Origin of the sequence: Kitasatospora acidiphila (assembly GCF_006636205.1) — a bacterium.
In the GTDB taxonomy this organism is placed as follows: Bacteria; Actinomycetota; Actinomycetes; order Streptomycetales; family Streptomycetaceae; genus Kitasatospora; species Kitasatospora acidiphila.
The window spans coordinates 4,183,475-4,200,099 of sequence record NZ_VIGB01000003.1; the positions used below are offsets into that span (position 1 = coordinate 4,183,475).

At 65.6% G+C, this 16,625-nt stretch carries 19 protein-coding genes and 1 tRNA gene; 16 read left to right on the top strand and 4 right to left on the bottom strand.

Going from position 1 to position 16,625, the window contains the following annotated elements; all coding sequences use genetic code 11:
• Nucleotides 1–358 precede the first annotated feature (358 nt).
• The 7 genes from E6W39_RS19695 (at nt 359) to E6W39_RS19725 (ending at nt 6,643) form a co-directional block, all read left to right on the top strand.
• On the top strand, nt 359–874 hold the full coding sequence (locus E6W39_RS19695; RefSeq protein WP_141634641.1) for a hypothetical protein: 516 nt from the start codon (nt 359–361) through the stop codon (nt 872–874).
• A 417-nt stretch (nt 875–1,291) separates the two neighbouring features.
• A complete protein-coding gene (locus E6W39_RS19700; protein ID WP_141634642.1) occupies nt 1,292–1,972 on the top strand; it encodes a hypothetical protein in 681 nt (226 codons plus the stop codon).
• 122 nt (nt 1,973–2,094) lie between these two features.
• Nucleotides 2,095–3,552, top strand: coding sequence for a peptidoglycan-binding protein (locus tag E6W39_RS19705; RefSeq protein ID WP_141634643.1), 1,458 nt, complete (start codon nt 2,095–2,097; stop codon nt 3,550–3,552).
• Entirely contained in the window at nt 3,549–4,283 is a 735-nt protein-coding gene (locus E6W39_RS19710) for an ABC transporter ATP-binding protein (protein WP_141634644.1), read from the top strand. Before E6W39_RS19705 ends, E6W39_RS19710 begins: the two co-directional genes overlap by 4 nt.
• A gap of 116 nt (nt 4,284–4,399) precedes the next feature.
• Nucleotides 4,400–5,548, top strand: a complete 1,149-nt coding sequence (locus E6W39_RS19715) for an ABC transporter permease (RefSeq protein ID WP_141634645.1) — start codon at nt 4,400–4,402, stop codon at nt 5,546–5,548.
• Nucleotides 5,549–5,731: 183 nt separating this feature from the next.
• Nucleotides 5,732–6,190, top strand: a complete 459-nt coding sequence (locus tag E6W39_RS19720) for a hypothetical protein (RefSeq protein WP_141634646.1) — start codon at nt 5,732–5,734, stop codon at nt 6,188–6,190.
• 144 nt (nt 6,191–6,334) lie between these two features.
• The gene (locus E6W39_RS19725; RefSeq protein WP_141634647.1) at nt 6,335–6,643 is read left to right on the top strand and encodes a hypothetical protein; all 309 of its coding nucleotides are present in this window, start codon (nt 6,335–6,337) and stop codon (nt 6,641–6,643) included.
• Nucleotides 6,644–6,685: 42 nt separating this feature from the next.
• Here the strand turns inward: E6W39_RS19725 and E6W39_RS44215 are convergent, their stop codons facing one another.
• Complete coding sequence (locus tag E6W39_RS44215; RefSeq protein WP_181799350.1) at nt 6,686–6,976, bottom strand: helix-turn-helix domain-containing protein; 291 nt, start codon at nt 6,974–6,976, stop codon at nt 6,686–6,688.
• 65 nt (nt 6,977–7,041) lie between these two features.
• Here E6W39_RS44215 and E6W39_RS19735 point away from each other — a divergent pair, with 65 nt between their 5' ends.
• Both E6W39_RS19735 and E6W39_RS19740 read left to right on the top strand, forming a co-directional pair.
• Nucleotides 7,042–7,374, top strand: a complete 333-nt coding sequence (locus tag E6W39_RS19735; protein ID WP_141634648.1) for a hypothetical protein — start codon at nt 7,042–7,044, stop codon at nt 7,372–7,374.
• A 404-nt stretch (nt 7,375–7,778) separates the two neighbouring features.
• Nucleotides 7,779–8,357, top strand: coding sequence for an RICIN domain-containing protein (locus E6W39_RS19740; protein WP_181799351.1), 579 nt, complete (start codon nt 7,779–7,781; stop codon nt 8,355–8,357).
• A gap of 169 nt (nt 8,358–8,526) precedes the next feature.
• Here the strand turns inward: E6W39_RS19740 and E6W39_RS19745 are convergent, their stop codons facing one another.
• Nucleotides 8,527–8,799: a hypothetical protein gene (locus E6W39_RS19745; protein ID WP_141634650.1), complete on the bottom strand. Its 273-nt coding sequence runs from the start codon at nt 8,797–8,799 to the stop codon at nt 8,527–8,529.
• A 31-nt stretch (nt 8,800–8,830) separates the two neighbouring features.
• Here E6W39_RS19745 and E6W39_RS19750 point away from each other — a divergent pair, with 31 nt between their 5' ends.
• From E6W39_RS19750 to E6W39_RS44220, 6 genes are all read left to right on the top strand, one after another.
• Nucleotides 8,831–9,073 (top strand): hypothetical protein, encoded by a 243-nt coding sequence (locus tag E6W39_RS19750; RefSeq protein ID WP_141634651.1) that lies wholly within the window; start codon nt 8,831–8,833, stop codon nt 9,071–9,073.
• Nucleotides 9,074–9,202: 129 nt separating this feature from the next.
• Nucleotides 9,203–9,511: a hypothetical protein gene (locus tag E6W39_RS19755; RefSeq protein ID WP_141634652.1), complete on the top strand. Its 309-nt coding sequence runs from the start codon at nt 9,203–9,205 to the stop codon at nt 9,509–9,511.
• A 298-nt stretch (nt 9,512–9,809) separates the two neighbouring features.
• Entirely contained in the window at nt 9,810–10,805 is a 996-nt protein-coding gene (locus E6W39_RS43565; protein WP_181799352.1) for a HAMP domain-containing protein, read from the top strand.
• Nucleotides 10,802–11,395 (top strand): sensor histidine kinase, encoded by a 594-nt coding sequence (locus tag E6W39_RS43570; RefSeq protein WP_323809060.1) that lies wholly within the window; start codon nt 10,802–10,804, stop codon nt 11,393–11,395. The genes E6W39_RS43565 and E6W39_RS43570 overlap by 4 nt, the downstream gene beginning before the upstream one ends.
• A 508-nt stretch (nt 11,396–11,903) precedes the next feature.
• Nucleotides 11,904–13,040 carry a site-specific integrase gene (locus tag E6W39_RS43015; RefSeq protein WP_220140236.1) on the top strand — a complete coding sequence of 379 codons (1,137 nt, stop codon included), beginning with the start codon at nt 11,904–11,906 and terminating at the stop codon, nt 13,038–13,040.
• Nucleotides 12,926–13,255 (top strand): tyrosine-type recombinase/integrase, encoded by a 330-nt coding sequence (locus E6W39_RS44220; RefSeq protein WP_407658626.1) that lies wholly within the window; start codon nt 12,926–12,928, stop codon nt 13,253–13,255. Before E6W39_RS43015 ends, E6W39_RS44220 begins: the two co-directional genes overlap by 115 nt.
• 801 nt (nt 13,256–14,056) lie before the next feature.
• Here the strand turns inward: E6W39_RS44220 and E6W39_RS19775 are convergent.
• A complete protein-coding gene (locus E6W39_RS19775) occupies nt 14,057–14,434 on the bottom strand; it encodes a hypothetical protein (protein WP_141634653.1) in 378 nt (125 codons plus the stop codon).
• A gap of 714 nt (nt 14,435–15,148) precedes the next feature.
• Between E6W39_RS19775 and E6W39_RS19780 the strand changes: the two genes are divergently transcribed.
• On the top strand, nt 15,149–15,355 hold the full coding sequence (locus E6W39_RS19780) for a hypothetical protein (RefSeq protein ID WP_141634654.1): 207 nt from the start codon (nt 15,149–15,151) through the stop codon (nt 15,353–15,355).
• A gap of 1,016 nt (nt 15,356–16,371) precedes the next feature.
• Here E6W39_RS19780 and E6W39_RS19790 read toward each other — a convergent pair.
• Nucleotides 16,372–16,444, bottom strand: a tRNA-Lys gene (locus E6W39_RS19790).
• Nucleotides 16,445–16,625: the final 181 nt, after the last annotated feature.

Consider the following 16,625-nt stretch of genomic DNA (forward strand, 5'->3'; position numbering starts at 1 on the left):
ACCGCTTCGGCGCGCGGCGCACCGGGCTGCCATGTCGGACATGAACCGTGCGGACCGGGAAGAGGCTGCTACGCCCTAGAGTGCCCGCTTTCCGTAGCGACAGCTTGACACTCCGTGTTGGCTGTGATGAGAATCCGTCATAGCCGGGCCTGTGGTCCCGGCGGGGGGCGGGAGTCGGGGGGCTTTCCGCAGCAGCTCGGGAGAAATGCTGCACATGCCGCATCCAGGGGCGTTTCCTTCCGGCTTCAGCAACCAGCACTTCCTGCCAGTTCGTATCAGGAGTCGTGAGCCCTGGCCAATGGTCCACGCACCGTGGCTTGGCCGACTGCTCACGCAGCGATCATTAGAACGGGGTGCTATGAAGATCACGCTTCGCGCTTCGCGAGCACTGGGGCTGTTCGCCGCAGCTGTCGGATTGGTTGGCCCGCTGGCGATGTCCACGCCTGCGAGTGCCGCAACGGTCAACAACTACGTGTCAAACAACTGCAATACGGCCAACACGGCGGACTGCTGGAACGGCGTCAGCGTCCTGTACGTCTTCTACAGCCAGGTGGACGCAAACGGATACACCGGCAGTGCCCGGTCGGACTTCTATGGTGATGTGTCCAACTACAGCTACGACGTCAGTACTTCCGAGGGTACAAACACCTACTGGAACTACCGGTTCGGCAACGGAGGCAGTGGCGACGGTCAGCCTGTAAGGAACGACGCAGCCTCGGCGCTGGCCTGTGGATCGACGACGAACTACAGGGTGTACTACAGCACTGGGTACCAGGGAAGTTCCCAGTACATCAGCGGCGACTGGGGCTGCAACAACGGCGTCAACCTGGAGTCGTGGCTGAGGAACGAGAACGCCTCCCAGCACTGGAGCTGACCTGAGCGCTCGACGCTGCCCGCCGCGCGTGTGCGCCTGGCCGGCAGCGTCGAGCTTCTCCGAAATTCCGGCCAACAGCATCGCATTTTCGAGGAAAGACAGCATCGTGACTGGTCGAACAGGACCTCAGCAAGAGCAGCTCGCCACGATGAGGCTGCTCACTCCGCTGCTCATCAGCCTCGCACTCCTCGTACTCAGCGCTTGCTCCAGCGCAGCGGGTAGTAAGGCGCCGAGCGCGGCCGGGTCGGGCACGGCACCGGCCAGCGGGGGGCCTTCTGGGACAGCAGCCGCCTTGCCGCCGGCGGTCCCGCAAAGCGGCCTCGCCAAAGGGCTCTCGCTCCCGCTGTCCGCCTACATGGAAACAGCCCTGAATCGAGAACAATCGAAGATGCGGTCCGGCACCTGGAGCACGACTGTATGGCCCGGTTCGGATTCTCATTCGACCCGCCTGCGGCTGCCGGGGCTGCACCCAGCTACGACGACACCAATATGTCTCGCCGTTACGGGATCACCGACCACGACCTAGCTGCGAAGTTCGGATACGGTCTCGGAGACGAAGCCTCCGGCCCACCGTCGACGCCCCGGATGAGTGATGCCGAAATCGCGGTGTTCAGCGGTCACGTGGCGCTGAAACCAGGCGCTGCGGTTGCCCTCACCGCTGCCAACGGTATGCCCATCCCCAAGGACGGCTGCCAGGGTGAGTCCCTCAGCAAGGTTGGCGGCAGGCTTGACACCAGCCTTCCGTCTCACCTGAACGTCGAGAGCCTGAACCGCTCCCAGGCCGACCGGGCGGTGCAAGAGGCCCTGCACCAGTGGTCAACGTGCATGGCCCAGAAGGGTTTCACCGTCGACCTGCCATTCAACGCTGCCAACCTCGCTCCCCGCACAGGTAGCGCACAGGGCCCGAGCTCGGCCGAGATCACGGTCGCGCTGGACGACATCGACTGCAAGGCGAAGACCAATCTCGTCACCACATGGTTCAAAGCCGAGTCGGGAATCCAGCAGCAACTGGTTGAGAGCAATCAGTTGGCGCTGAGCGAGGAGCGGCAGAAGATCACCGATGCGGTCAAGGCCGCAGCAGCAGTCGTGGGCCGTTGAACGAAAGCCAGGCGCCGAGTGGAGCGGAAACGAGCGCAGTGACAGAGACGGAACAGCCAGATCCTCAAGGGGGCGAGGCGGGAGAGACAGCCGGCCGCAGGCTCGTGCGGCCTCGTCGTGCAATGGTGTTCGCGGCTGCCGCCGCCGCGCTGATCTCCGCCGGCGGCCTGGTGGGCTCGACGTTCGTGCAGTCGCCTGCACAGGCTGCCGCCGACACTCGGGCGCCGAAGGCCAGCCTCATCACCGCGCCGGTAGTGTCGCAAGTGCTCACCAGCACTGTGGTATTGCGAGGGTCCTTCGCCGACGGCAAGACCGTGGCGGCCAGCCCCACCTCCGTCGCGTCCACTGCGGACAACCCGGGCGGCTCGACCGCAATGGTCACTCAACTTTTCGTCAAAACTGGTGACCAGGTCAACGCAGGCAGTCCGCTGGTGGAGTACTCAGGACGACCAGTGTTCGCTCTCCCAGGCTCGATCCCCATGTACCGGGATCTCACTCCAGGCGAGTCCGGCCACGACGTCCAGCAGCTTCAGACAGCGCTCGCTAAACTCGGCCACAGTTCCAGCCCGGATCAGCCTGGGCTCTTCGGGTCCGGGACCAAGCATGCTGTCAGCGAGCTCTACAAGACGATGGGTTACCCCGTCCCGGTCACGGGCGCTGCTACGGCGAATGCCGTCAGGACCGCCCAGCAGGCGGTAGAACAGGCGCGGTCGGCCCTCAAGTCGGCAGAGCATCAGGGCACGACCGACCAGAGCGGTGGTACTCCCGCGCTCCCGAGCGGCTCCATCAGTCCAGCGTCCGCAGCCGGCACGCTCGGTTCTGCGAGCCCTTCACCCGGAGCAGCACCGCCTCCGCCGAAGGCAGTGGGCCCGGCCACGGATGTGACGGAGCCTCAGAAACAACTCGCCCAAGCCGAAGTTGCGTTGGCACAAGCAGAAGCGGTCGATGGTCCGATGCTGCCCGCCTCCGAATGCGTATACGTGCCATCCCTGCCCGCACGCGTGGTTTCTCTCCCGCTCGCGGTCGGCGACAGCGTGAAGGGGCCCATAGTCACTCTCGCACGTGGCGATATGGAGTTGACGGGCATGCTGGACCCATCCCAGGGCAGCCTGGTCAAGCCGGGGATGCCCGTGCAGATCACGGCCGAGGCGAAGGGACTGCAGGCCACCGGTACCGTTGACTCGGTCGGAAGTCTGGTCACCCCCGGAAACCAGCCTTCTTCGGGGACCCAGCCAACTTCCGGACAACCGACTGGAGATGTGCCGGTACCGGTCAACGGAGGTGCCGCCTACCTGCCCTTGGCGGTCAAGCCCGATCGCGCCTGGGACACCGCGTGGGCGGGCCAGGACGTCCGTATCACCATCACCGCCGCAACCACGTCCGACCCGGTCCTCGCCGTCCCCGAGGCAGCCATATCCGCCGGGGCCAACATGCACACCAGTGTCACTGCCGTCGGACCGGACGGCAGGCAGCATGGCATCGACGTGACAGTGGGTCCGTCCGCCGACGGCCTGGTCCAGGTGACACCCAGCAGCGGCGGGCATCTCGAGGCCGGCGATCGTGTGGTGGTCGGCCAATGACTATCTCTGACACGACTACACCGCCGCCCACGATTGAACTCTCCGGACTGACGAAGACATATCCCGGCAGCCCACCCGTGTCTGCCCTGCACGCCACGGACCTGACAGTTGCTCATGGGGAGTACTTGGCCGTCACCGGGCCATCCGGTTCGGGGAAATCCACCCTGCTCAACCTCCTCGGCCTCTTGGATCGACCAACCTCGGGAACCTACCGCCTCTCCGGGCTCGACGTCGCCGCGCTGGACGATGCGGAGCGCACTGCACAGCGCGGCCGGAAGATCGGCTTCGTGTTCCAGGCGTTTCATCTACTGCCTCACCGCACCGCGGTGGAGAACGTGATGCTGGCGCAGCTCTATGTGACGGTACGACGCCGCGACCGGTACAGGGACGCTGCCGCGGTACTGCGGCGAGTCGGCCTTGGGCACCGGTTGGACGCGCTGCCGAACACGCTCTCCGGCGGTGAGCGTCAGCGAGTAGCCATCGCCCGTGCTCTGCTCAACAAACCCGAGCTTCTGCTCTGCGACGAGCCCACGGGCAACTTGGACTCGAGCACCGCCAATGCGGTGCTGGGCCTGATCGAAGACCTGAACACTGAAGGCGTCACGGTCATCGTCATCACCCATGACCAGGCGGTCGCTGCCCGCGCGAATCGTCAAATCAGCATCCTCGATGGCCGGCTGCGCTCAAACTGCTCGACCAGACCCCGGAACGGCGTCGAGGTGTCGCCGTGACGCCTCTCCGCCACACGCGGCACCGACCAGTCCAACTCACGCGCCTCCTGGCTCGAGACCTTGCCGCAGAGGCCACCCACGGTCTGGTGCAAAGGCCTGCCAGGTCCGCCCTGACCATGCTCGGTACCGTCCTGGGAGTAGGCGTCTTCGTCGCTGTGCTGGCACTCACCACCACCGCAGCCGGACAGATCGGCAAGTCGTTCAGCGTCCTCAAGGCCAGCACCGTGACAGTCAACGACACCCACATCTCCAGCCGTACTGACTCGCCGGGCGGATCCTCGCTGAGCTTTCCCGCCGACACGGACGCACGATTGGCCGCCCTCAACGGAGTTATCGCCGGAGGGCTCTGGTGGACCGTGCCCTTGCACAATCCGACAATCAGCAGCCGACCACTCCTCAGCTCCCCATCACCGCAAGCAAGCCAAGGGACCGACATCGGCTTCTACGCCGCCAGTCCCGGCGCGCTAGCAGCCATGCAGCCGACCGTCGGCAGCGGCGTTCTGTTCAACACCTTCCACCAGAGCCGCAGCGAGCGCGTGTGCGTCCTTGGTGCGGCTGCCGCACGTTCCCTCGGAATCAACCGGCTCGACAACCAACCTGCGGTCTTCGTGAACGGCACCGCCTACAGCGTGGTGGGAATCATCTCGGACACCCAGCGTCTACCCGAAGCACTCCTGGGGATGATCATCCCGAGCAACACCGCACTCAGCATCTACGGCCCACCAACGGACCAACCCGCCCAAGCCATCGTCCATGTCCGCCTGGGAGCTGCCCAGACCATTGCCCGCCAGGTCCCACTGGCCTTGCGCCCAGACCATCCACAACTGCTCGAATCAGTGCCGCCGCCTGACCCCCACACCTTGCGAGACCAGGTCAGCACCGACCTGTCCAGCCTCTTCCTACTGCTTGCCGCGATCTGCCTCGCTGTCGGCGCGCTGGGCATCGCCAACACCACCCTCGTGTCCGTCCTCGAACGCAGCGCCGAAATCGGCCTCCGCCGCTCCCTTGGCGCCAGGCCCCGCCACATAGGCGCCCAGTTCCTCGCCGAGTCCACCGGGTTGGGAACACTCGGCGGACTGATCGGCACCAGCCTCGGCGTCCTCTGCGTCCTCGCCATCGCGATCGCGAACCACTGGACCGCCATCATCGAACCTGCCACCGTCCTCCTGGCCCCCCTCGTCGGCAGCACCGTCGGGCTGCTCGCCGGTCTGTACCCAGCGCTGCGCGCAGCACGTATAGAGCCGCTGGAGGCCCTGCGGCGCTGAGCCTTCGACCGGGATCTTCGCCGCCAGCTTCGGTCTGCTGTCAGAGCAAGCGATCGGCAGCGCAGCGCCCTCTGACGGATCACGGCACCGTACGGGGCCGCCACAGCTGCCTGCCGGTAACTTGTGTGTCACGACCACCGCGATCGCGCGCAAGCGTAGTAGGCGCCTGGAAAGGTGCCCGTTATGACGGACTGGACTGAGCTTGCGACGGACGACGGAGTCACCGGGCACGACCAGCGTCGGAAGAGGCGTTGGCTGATCCCCACCACGCTCGTAGTCGTCGCAGCCGGGGCTGCCCTTGGCGTGACTCTGTTCCCTGGGAAGGCCAGGCCACCCATCATGAACCCATCTCCGGCAGTGCAGCTCCGCGCCATGGACGTGGCAGCGAAGACACCGAACCTCGGCAGCGAGGCCGACTACACGCGCGCCTTCGACACGCTCTCTGCGCGATGCCAGGAGCAGGGACAAGCACTGGCGGATGAGGTCGGTTCAGTTCTCTGGCTCCTCAACCACAATGGGATCACCGACGAAAACCACCTGACCGTCATGCAACACCTGGCCGCCCCTTTGCCCATAGGTGCCAAGCAACTCTGTGCCCAAGTCGGCGACGGCTATGTGAGCCGACGCGAGGAGCACGCCTGAGCCGCTGGCGCCCTGTGCTGTCCATGACACATGGTGCCGATGCCTGGGATCGACCTGAGCGCCGCGCGCGCCCGCCGCCTGGCTGCCGCCCGCAGCCAAGGCGCTGGCCGCGAAGGCTGAGTAACGGTCGGGGAGGAGCCGATCGTGCTCGGCGGAGTGCAGGTGGCAGTGATTCCGGCGGAGCTGCGGTCGGAGGTGTGGCAGCCGCTGATCGGCATCCCGTATCTACCGCTTCTGCTAAGCAAGTTGGTGGCGGCCGCGCAGTCGAAGGGTGAGCAGCAGGCCGAGGCCGCAGGCCTGGTGGTTACCGTGCTCGGCTCGGAGTCAACGCTGCCGGCCGACCTGGTGGCCGCGGTGGCGGAAATGGGCCGACGGCTGCTCGGGGCGGATGGCTATGAGCAGCTGATGGCGGCCCGGCCCGCCCACTCCGACGTTGTGGAGCTGGCGCGCTAGCCCTGGTCGAAGTACCTGAGCGGGGTGCGGGCCTGGGGGAACTCATCGCGCCCCCACTGCGCCCTCGAGCGGTGGGGCGACCTCGAATCCGACCTCCGGCGATTCTACGGGTTCGATGCCCGAGGACTCTGGCTCCGCCCCGGCGAGCCCGGCTCCGCTGGCAGCCGCTGCCTCCTGGCGCTGATGCGGGGGCTCCCGGCGGACGCAGGAGGGGCTGTGCCGGCCGATGATCCGATGAGCCGTCGCATGGGAGGTGCCGAACGGCGGAGCCAGTTGGCGCATCGTCAGGTTCGTTCGGCAGTAGACGGCCACCAGCAGTACCCGGTCCTCCATGGACAGTGCCCACAGTCGGCCAGGCCTGGAAGGATCCAGCGATCGCCGCCGCGGTACTTCACCGCATGGACCAGGCGCCGAAACTGGGCCGGGCGCAGCCCGGTGAACACCTCGATGAGCTCACGACGCTCCGCCGACAGCACCTGCATGACCAGGCCAATGCTGCTGCGCCGACGGGGTTACGTGACAGCCTCTACCGTCAGCGCGCTCACGCCATCCGCCACGGACGCAACCTTCTCGGCGGCGACGCGCGCCATGCAATGGCGTCCCCGGTCATCGGCCACAGCCAACCGCACAGTGCAGTGAGGGCTGCCAGCAATTGCATCGGGACTTTTGATATTACAGCTGGTCAAATCCGCCAGAAGCGCCATCAATTCAACCGACTCGGCACAGCATGACGGGACTCGTGTTACTCCTGAGGCTCGCGAACATCAAAATCCGACTTGTTGGAATTGAGAGAAATTGTTTGATAGGCACAATTATGCAGAATGTGTACGATTTTCAATATCAGAATTGTGACATGAGTCACAATGTATAGAATCAGGGAGACGTCAGCCGCCCTCGAATGCCATGCTCTAAAACTCCATCAGCCTGCAAAGAAGAAGGGGGTCCAGGCGGCTCAATTTGGATCGAAACGTTCGCTATGCCCAGAGTCCATGCCGAACTTGCCGCCATTTTCCGCAACACTGTTCTTCGTGATGGCGAGTCGGGTGCTAAATCTTGCTATCGGCAACCCCATCCTCCATATGCCGAACTCGCCTTCTCCGCCAAGAAGTCGAGCCAAGGGAAACAGGAGAAACGAATGATTCGCAACAAGAAATTGGTCTACTCGCTTCCAGTGACCTTAGCAGCCGCTGCCGCCGTACTGGGAATTGCTATTCCGGCGAATGCGGCGCCGATTCGCGCGGAGCGCGCTTCGTCCCTTTCGACGCCTCATCTGAAGCCGAATTCCGCAATCCCACACAACCGGTTCGTCGGCTCCACGGTCGTGAACAAGAACAGCGGCAAGTGCCTTGAGGTCTATTACTCCTCAACCGCCGCCGGTGCTGCTGTCGACCAGTGGGGATGCAATCAAACCCTCACACAGCTCTGGTCACTCAACTACCTGGGCGCCGCCCCAAATGGTGCATACATCTACCAACTGGTAAACCAGAACAGCGGGCAGTGTCTCGATGTCACGAGTTATGCAGTAGGGGCGAGTGTCGTACAAAATCCATGCGATAGCGCGACCAATTCTTGGTGGACTGAACTCACGGACGGCTCAGGGTATTCCCGCTTTCAGAACTATGACACTGGACAGATGCTAGAGGTGTATCAGTCTTCCACCAACAATGGAGCCAAGGTCGACCAATATCCGGGCAACTGGACAGCCACTGCATAAATTAGGCAGGCGCTCGGCTGAGGCTTCCCAGTCGAGCGCCTTGCGTGGGCAGCTGTTGAGTTCAGCGGCGATTGAGTCCAGCTCTCCGCATGTGCATCGGGACAGGGCAGTACATTCGCGGGGAGGTCTGACACGGCAGCTGTAGAGCGTGATTTTTTGTGCTCGGTGATCATATGGTGGCCGCTGCGGTGAGGTCGTTCCAGCGGCGGTGGCTGGTGGCTTGGTGACAGCGGCGCCAACGTGACCAGCGCAGGATGTGCGGCAGGTCGCGGGGCGGCTTGGTCAAGACGGTGGCTCGCAGGAGATTGAGCAGTTCGCCGCCGTGTGAGCGGGATGGGTAGACGGACAGTTCGCGGGTGTCGCGGTGACGGCGAACGAGCAGGAAGCCGTGTCCCTCCTCGTGGCCGGGCACGAGGGTGTCGTCGGTAGTGAAACTGATCATTGCCCAGTCGTAGTGGCGGTCAACCCGGCGATTGCGTTCAGCTCGCGGATCCGCAGCCGAAGTTCACCTCCGCCGTGCCGGCCCAGCAGCGCGGACCGACCTGTCCAGCTACGCCTTCAAGGACGAGGAAGAGTACGTCCACAGCCGCCGCCTCGGGTTCATCACCGACGCGGAGCGCCGACTGGTCGAGCAGCCACGTCAGCGTACCCTCGGCCTCCTCCAGGACCGGGCTGCCCCCTTCGCCGGCCCGGTGGCCCGCCTGCGCGCCGGATGAGGCCTGGCCGCTGCCCCTACTGTCCTATGGAGCTGACCGGTCGGCCGTCGGCATCGACGTCGTCCAGGCCGAGGACGGTCGCCCCGACGTGGCCCTGGAGCTTGGCCTGCGCGGCCTCGGTGTCGCGGCGTGCTGGCCACCGACCAGGCCTCGCCGCCCGGCGCCACCCTCACCGTCAATGTGTGCCGAGGCACATCATCCAGCATCCGCCTGGTTCAGGACGCGATCCTCGAAGCCCACATCACCGACGCCGGACAGCAGCTGGCCGTCCTGCACCCCGATGTGGTGATCCCGAGGGTACCCGACCCGAGCACGGCCCCTGCCCCGGCTCCTGCCGACCTGATGCCTGTAACGAGCGGCCGAGGTTGTTCGCCGGGTGTCATGCTTCTGGCGTGTACGCCAGGCAGGCTGACCGACTTTCAATTGACTGTCAGATAGTTCTCACTACGTTCTCATGGTTTCGGCCGATCTTGTTGTTGTGGCCGTCACGTGCTGTATCAGGAAGTAGCCCTGACAGGGGCCTTCTGTATGGCAACGGCTAACTTCAGCACGGAAGTTGGCAGCCGCCGTCACGGTTCTCCGGCGTTGGTGCTGATCGGCGCGAGGCGCAGGGACGGCGGCGTGATGTGCTTGCGGCGTACGGCCCGGGGGAGGACTGGTCGCTGCCGGCACCAGAGTGTCGAGCGTCGGCTCTGTCCTGGCGGCCATGGGCGAACGCATAGGGGGAGACGCGACGATGACCGAGACCGGGGCAGACGCTCAGGGAGCTCAGGCCGAAATGCCGACGACAGGTCAGACCACTGCAGGATCTGGCGTGATCCGGCGACTGAGCGGCTGGTTCAACCGTATGACTCTACGCGGGCGACTGGCCCTGCTTGCCGCAGCAGCGGTGTCTCTGGCAGTGGTGATCATCGCGGCGACCGGATGGTTCGTCGCACGCAACGAGATGATCAACCAGGTTGACCAGACCCTGGCACACTCCTGGTCGCCGAACACCAAAAACCCTTCCACGGCGCAGATCAAGGCCATGAACGCCTGGTGCAACGGCATCGCCACCCAGCAGTGGCTGTCCAGGGACACCATCCCCACCGTGATCTCCGCCGACGGTTCATCCTGCCCCCAGGGCGATCCCCGGGCTGTGACGGTCACTCAAGATGACCTGCCAGTCGCCAGCAGCGGCACCACAGGACCAGAAGCCCGCTCGTACTTCCGAAACGGTACAACCGCGGACGGCAAGGCCGTCCGCGTCTACGTGATCAGCTTCGGCCCCGTGCTGTTCGAAGGAAGCAACACCACCGCCGCCGTGGCCTTCTCCCAGCCCCTGCAGCCCGTGCAGGACGCCCTCGACCAGCTCACCGTGATCACGATCGCCGTGGCAACCCTCGTCATCGCCGCAGCAGCCGCAGGAGCCCTCTGGATCGCTCGCACCGCCCTGCGTCCTGTAGACCGCCTCACCCAGGCAGCCGAGCACATCGCCCGCACCCAAGAACCGGGCATGACCATCGACGTCTCGGGCCACGACGAGATCACACGACTGAGCGAATCCTTCAACGCGATGAGCATCGCACTCGCCCGCTCACGCGACAGCCAATCACAACTCATCGCCGACGCCGGACACGAACTCCGCACCCCCTCACCTCGCTTCGCACCAACGTCGATCTCCTGGTTCGCAGCGAAGAGACCGGGCGTGCACTGCCGGAGGCCACCCGCACCAAGCTCTTCGGCAACATGAAGGCACAGATGGTGGAACTCTCCACCCTCATCGGTGACCTGTTGGAACTCTCCCGACCATCGAATGCGAAGGACTCCGGGTCCCTCGTTGTGGTGCCGCTGCACGACGTTGCCGCCCGCGCACTCGACCGGGCCCGGCTACGCGGCCCCGGCCTGGTGTTCAACATCGATTTGAACCCGTGGTACGTGCGGGCCGACGGGCACGCTCTGGAGCGTGCCGTGATCAATCTCCTCGATAACGCTGTGAAGTTCAGCCCGCCCAGCGGAGCCATCGACATCTGTCTGAGCTCCGGGACGCTGACCATCCGTGACCACGGCCCGGGCATCCCGGCAGCTGACCTACCTCACGTGTTCGCTCGCTTCTGGCGGTCACCCTCGGCCCGGCAGATGCCCGGGTCGGGCCTCGGGTTGGCCATCGTTGCGCAGGCCGTCCGCGAGGCTGGCGGCGAGGTGTCGCTGACTTCCGTTGGCCCGGGACCGGACGGCGGCACCGGCGGTGCGCTGGCGACCGTAATGCTGCCGGGAGCATCTGTGCCCCCGCCATCGATACTGCCGGCCCCTGGGGCGGACGACACAGAGCCAGCCGTGTAAAGGCCAGCCATGTTGACCCACGAGCTGTCAGTCAGACCGGGCAGCAATCGCGGAAGCGCCGCTATCTGACGATTCATCAAATTGGTCCCCATTCCGGCATGCCTCATGCACCCATGGAAGCCGCTGGGGCGTGTGCGCTCGCGACAGCGCCCGCGGGGTTCACCTGGTCGGTGCGACAGCGCCAGGCCCCACTCTTGCGTGCAGGGCGGCTGGCTCCTCGAACAGCGTCCACTGCCGGATGTGTGTTGCCCCGGCCTCTTTGGTGATGGTGTCCGGCGAGTCTGTCGCGGACGCCGCACAGGAGCTGGTTGTCCATCTCCCGCAAGCTCCTCGGTGCCAACCGAGGCGGATCGACAGCGGCGAGGAGGGTAGCGCCTCGGCAGCCATCCTCCAGTGGAAAGCCCGGAGTCACCACTCGGGAAGGTGATCTCGAGATCCGCGCTGCAGACGAACTGACGTGGGCTCGGCAACGTGGAGCTACGGATTCACCGAACTCATGGAGGTGGCTGTGCACGGCAACGGAACGGTCTACAAGCGCTGCGGATGCCGGGATCCCCGCTCGAAGCGGCAGCTGGGCACGAAGTGTCCGAAGTTCGCCCAGCGCGGTCATGGTGCCTGGTACGTGTCGCTGCCGGTATGGGCGACGGCGGACGACCCGCGCTCGCGTTTGCGGCAGGGCGGCTATCCGAGCAAGGCCGAGGCGATCGCGGCGCTGCAGCGGTTGGTCGATCCCACGCTGCCGCGCCGGGGCTCGCGGCTGACGACGGCGAAGTGGCTTGGGCGGTGGCTGGAGGATGCGGAGGAGCGGTTGCGGCCGACCACGGTGCGCGGGTACCGCAAGCACATCGAGCAGTACCTAGCGCCGCTGCTCGGGAAGGTGTGCCTGCGGGAGCTGACCTACGACCACATCCAGCAAGCCTTCAGCCGGATCATCCAGAAGCGCCGCGCGGCTGGCGATGCCATCAGCGCAGCCACGCTCCGGCGTATCCAGGCGACGCTACGGGCGGCGCTCGCCGCGGCCGTCAACGCCAGGCTGATCGACCACAACCCCGCGCGCGACCTCGACCTGCCCAAAGAGCGGCGGCCCCACGCCCAGGTGTGGAGCGACGCGCTGGTCGCGCAATGGAAGCGGACTGGCGAGCGCCCGCCGGTGGCCGTGTGGACCCCAATCCAGACCGCCGAGTTCCTCCACATCATCCGCGACCACCGGCTGTACGCGCTCTACCACCTCTACGCCCTTCGCGGTCTGCGCCGCGGCGAGGCCCTCGGACTGCTGTGGAGCGACATCGACTTCGACCACGCCGTGGTGACGATCCAGCGTCAGCTCCAGAAACGAGCGGGCGGCATTATCGAGGCGTGCCCGCCCAAGACCCGGGCCGGGCAGCGCCAAGTCGCCCTCGACCGGGGAACGCTCCGCGTACTGCGGGCCACCACCAGCGCCAGGAAGCCGAACGCCTCGCCGCCTGCGAGCGCTGGGCGGAGACCGGCTACGTGTTCACCGACTCCCTTGGCCAACCTCTTGCCCCAGACCTGGTCGGGCACACCTTCCAAAAGCTCATGCGGGCCAGTGAGTTGCCGCCGATCCGGCTTCATGACCTGCGTCATGGCGCGGCCAGCCTCGCGCTCAGTGCCCGGGTCGACCTGAAGGTCGTCCAGCAGCAGGTCGGGCACGCGAGCATCGTGACCACCGCGGACACCTACGTGTCCGTCATGCCGGAAACCGCTCACGACGGCGCCGAGGCCACCGCCCGCCTCGTCCAACAGGCGTCCCGCGAGTACTCCCGAAGTATCCGGTACAAGAGCACTGCCCGTCTGCGCGCCGCCGATATCCGGCAGGCCCAGCGACGGAAGTCTGCTTGAGCTTCCATTGGCGCTTCAAGAGTTCGCTTCTTGCCGCCTTCCAGTCCGCCGACACCCGGAAGTGGCTGGTGGCAGGCATGTACCCGGGATGGGTGGCACGACCTCGTGCCCGCGCGGAGTCCCTCCGGGGGTCAATCGTGAACCTGCCGCCCTCGGGGCCCAATCTGGTCACCACGGCTGGCGGCTGCGAGAGCGCCGAGGAAGTTCCGCAGCATGCTCTAGCCTCGGGCTTTCGCGAGGTGATGATCTGACTGCTCGCCAAAACGCAAGAGAGTGCTTCTGACCTGGGACGATAGGGCTTGTCTAGGGTCCTGTCGCCGCAGTGAAAGAAGCACTCCCCCCAGGTTCAACCAGTCGTTACAACAACACCGTCCTGTTGGATCGGCCGCTCGGCGGCGATCATTCTGTTGCATCACTCACCACGCTCGAACCGCTCAGCAGCATCAAGCCGCACTTGCTCCCGGCGCTGCTGTTCCTGGGCACTGAACCCGTCCCCTGTGTGTATCGCACGACAACGGCATACCCACGGATCAACGACTCTCAGCATCTACGACATGACGAGTTCAACCTGAGTACCAGCAGAAATACCGACCCGGACAGCAGAAACGGCCCGCCAGCGCAGCTGGCGAGCCGTCATGCAATGGGGCCGGGGCCCTTAGGTAGGCCTAGACAAGACCAAGCGTCCCAGGCCAGGAGCACTCTCCTGCGGTTTCGGCAGTAGTCGGATCATCACCTTCGTGAAAGCCCCAGGCTAGTAGGTCTCCCAGGGGCTGAACACCGGCTTGGTGTCCGTGCCGTTTATTACGGCGTCGATTTCAGTGATGTAGCTGCCGCCCCCAGCACGACGTTCGAGGTATTCTCCCCGAGGACGTGGCCGGAGGAGCACGGGGACGTTCGGTCGGTGACGATACTGTAATTACTGTCGAGCAGCGTCACGTGAAGGTAGCAGTTTCCTGCGCTTCCGGAGATATAGCCATCCGGGTAGAGCACCCAGTTGCTGGCGGCGATGCACGACTTGATTGAAAGGCCGTTGCCGACCCCGACGTATCCCGAGCAGCCACCGCCGCTGGAGTTCGGGATAGCGGTGGCGGACGCTGATGCAGTCCCGAGGGCGCCGGCTAATGCGGCAGTCGCGCCGAGGACGGCCAGGCGTCGTAAGGCTCTGGACTTGATAAGCATGGAAATTCCTCCTCAGAGGGTCCGTCGTGTGACTCATCCTGATGATGGCCACTCCTGCTTCCATGAGAATGGCATTCGGCGACGACGAACGTCTATTGATTTCTACTAATCGTGACGTACGACACGGTGCAATTTCCGTAAATCCAGGACAGTTCGCCATCACTCCATTTTTTGGAATAATTACTGCTACTGCTCACAAAGGAGTCTTAGGTCTCTTCCAGTCCCACATGTAACAACTGATGTCGCACCGGCCTGGCGGACTAATTCGTGACGGTCTGTCGGTTCTCCCGGCGGGGCCGTTTCGGCTGTTCGGGCTGGTGGCGGGCATGCCTGTGGCCCGGCTGTCGCGTCGGATGAGACCTTGGTGGTGAGCCCGGAGCGCAGACCAGCGCGGCCACCAACTCCCGCTTCGTCGGGGCCGGCAGCACCAGCGGGCCCAACTGCTCCGCCTCCCGGTCACTCACGCACTGCGCTCACTCCAACCGGTCCGGGCCAGCCTTCTCGTCGAGTTCTAGCGGCGAGCCCGCCTTCCCGCCGATCCAACCCCGGCACGTCCAGCACGAGTGCAGCACGGCATTCGCCGCCCGAGCGGCCTTCAACTGCTTCTTCGCCTCTCGCTCCACGCGGCCGCGGCAGTGCGGGTGCTCTCCAGCCAGGCCATGACCTGACGCAGCGTGCGGGATCAAAGTTGCAGGTGAGTTCACGGACGGCCTGATGGTCGTCGCCGGTCAGCACGTAGAGGCCGACGCGTTCCAGGGCGTGATAAAGGGGCTGGGCGGTGGTGCCGACCAGGCGCCGGTGCGCGGCGGCAGTGGTCTGGTGGGCCCGGTGGGCGGCCTCGCGGGCGCGGTCGGAGGCGTCCGGGCGGTGGCGCCGGGCGCGCAGCCTGTGCTGGAGGACCGTGTCGTGGTCCGGTCGTAGGTTGAGCATGGTGGTGGCGGCCTCGCCGCGGATGCGCTGCCACTCCTGGAAGACGACCGTGGCCCGGGCGGACAGCGCTCTTGCCGCCGACGTCGGCGTACCAGTCGGCGATCCGCAGTTCATCCTGGGCAGCGGTCAGGGCCTGGTCGATGGCGTCCAGGATGAGCCCGGCCGCCCGGCGGCGGACCCGGGGCGCGGATGCGGCCGAGCAGGCCGTGCTCCCGACCGTCGGGCTCATCCTCGTCGGGCGGTCTGGTCCAGAACGGAGTGGGCCGTCCCGGCCTGGCGGGCCGGGACGGCGAGGTCGGTACCGGGGATGCTGAACGGAAGTCCCCTTCGTCGTGCGACCAGCACCAGCCCACGACCCAACGGCCGTAGCGTTCGACGAGGGCATGCGACATGGCGTCGGCCCAGCGCTTGCCCTCGCCGTGGCTCCAGGCGATCACCGCCCGGTCCGCGAAGGAACCGTCAGGGCGGCACGGCACATACCTGGCCGGCCCAAGTGAGTGCACCACCCGCTCTACCGACGCGCTGTCGAAGGGATGACGGGCGGGGTCCACCTCGTCCCAACTCAGAAAGCCAGGGACCAGCTCGACAATCACCGCGCAAGCCTGCCACGCCCACCTGGCGCCCGTTCAAGCGAATTACCGCTGGGCGTTGCCCATCACCGCAGCGCCGACCCGGGGCGCGTGCGGCGTCAAGTTTGGGCGTCAACCCCATGCGGCTGTCGCCGACGGAGGGGAGGAGGCGCGTCGGTCCCTCGTCGGCGCTGAGCGAGTTCGTTGGTCCCGGTTCAGAGCCGATCCTGTAATCGATCTCGCCGCTGTCGCCTTCCTACAAGAAGGAGCAGCGAGTCCGACAATCCGTCAACCCTCCCGAGGCCCAGCGAGTCCACTTCATACGGACCGCCGCCACCCACCCGCCGATCAGCCTGTGTCTCACTGATGTCACACCGCTGTCCCACCCCAAGCAGACCGGGCGCCCTCCCGTTGGGAGAACGCCCAGGTCAGAATGGGTGGGCCGCCAGGGGCTCGAACCCTGAACCTACGGATTAAAAGTCCGCAGCTCTGCCGATTGAGCTAGCGGCCCGATGGCCGGGCGCGGTACCGGGACGGTACGCGTTGGCCGGGACGATCCTACCGGGTGGAGGGCGGCGATTGGCCAGTGGTTTGGGGGCCGTGCCCCGGGCGGTGGGCGTCGGGGGCGGCGGGGGCGGGTTAGGGTCGAACGGACCGGGGTCGCGAGGGGCCCGGTCGGAGTGGATGACACC

What these genes read in the sequence shown, in the direction of transcription:
- E6W39_RS19745 (WP_141634650.1), bottom strand. Translation starts at nt 8,799, where the DNA reads ATGATCAGTTTCACTACCGACGACACCCTCGTGCCCGGCCACGAGGAG.
- E6W39_RS19720 (WP_141634646.1), top strand. Translation starts at nt 5,732, where the DNA reads ATGACGGACTGGACTGAGCTTGCGACGGACGACGGAGTCACCGGGCAC.
- E6W39_RS19775 (WP_141634653.1), bottom strand. Translation starts at nt 14,434, where the DNA reads ATGCTTATCAAGTCCAGAGCCTTACGACGCCTGGCCGTCCTCGGCGCG.
- E6W39_RS43565 (WP_181799352.1), top strand. Translation starts at nt 9,810, where the DNA reads ATGACCGAGACCGGGGCAGACGCTCAGGGAGCTCAGGCCGAAATGCCG.
- E6W39_RS19735 (WP_141634648.1), top strand. Translation starts at nt 7,042, where the DNA reads ATGGACCAGGCGCCGAAACTGGGCCGGGCGCAGCCCGGTGAACACCTC.
- E6W39_RS19715 (WP_141634645.1), top strand. Translation starts at nt 4,400, where the DNA reads ATGCTCGGTACCGTCCTGGGAGTAGGCGTCTTCGTCGCTGTGCTGGCA.
- E6W39_RS19700 (WP_141634642.1), top strand. Translation starts at nt 1,292, where the DNA reads ATGGCCCGGTTCGGATTCTCATTCGACCCGCCTGCGGCTGCCGGGGCT.
- E6W39_RS19780 (WP_141634654.1), top strand. Translation starts at nt 15,149, where the DNA reads ATGGTCGTCGCCGGTCAGCACGTAGAGGCCGACGCGTTCCAGGGCGTG.
- E6W39_RS19695 (WP_141634641.1), top strand. Translation starts at nt 359, where the DNA reads ATGAAGATCACGCTTCGCGCTTCGCGAGCACTGGGGCTGTTCGCCGCA.
- E6W39_RS19705 (WP_141634643.1), top strand. Translation starts at nt 2,095, where the DNA reads ATGGTGTTCGCGGCTGCCGCCGCCGCGCTGATCTCCGCCGGCGGCCTG.
- E6W39_RS19740 (WP_181799351.1), top strand. Translation starts at nt 7,779, where the DNA reads ATGATTCGCAACAAGAAATTGGTCTACTCGCTTCCAGTGACCTTAGCA.
- E6W39_RS43570 (WP_323809060.1), top strand. Translation starts at nt 10,802, where the DNA reads ATGAAGGCACAGATGGTGGAACTCTCCACCCTCATCGGTGACCTGTTG.
- E6W39_RS19710 (WP_141634644.1), top strand. Translation starts at nt 3,549, where the DNA reads ATGACTATCTCTGACACGACTACACCGCCGCCCACGATTGAACTCTCC.
- E6W39_RS44215 (WP_181799350.1), bottom strand. Translation starts at nt 6,976, where the DNA reads ATGGAGGACCGGGTACTGCTGGTGGCCGTCTACTGCCGAACGAACCTG.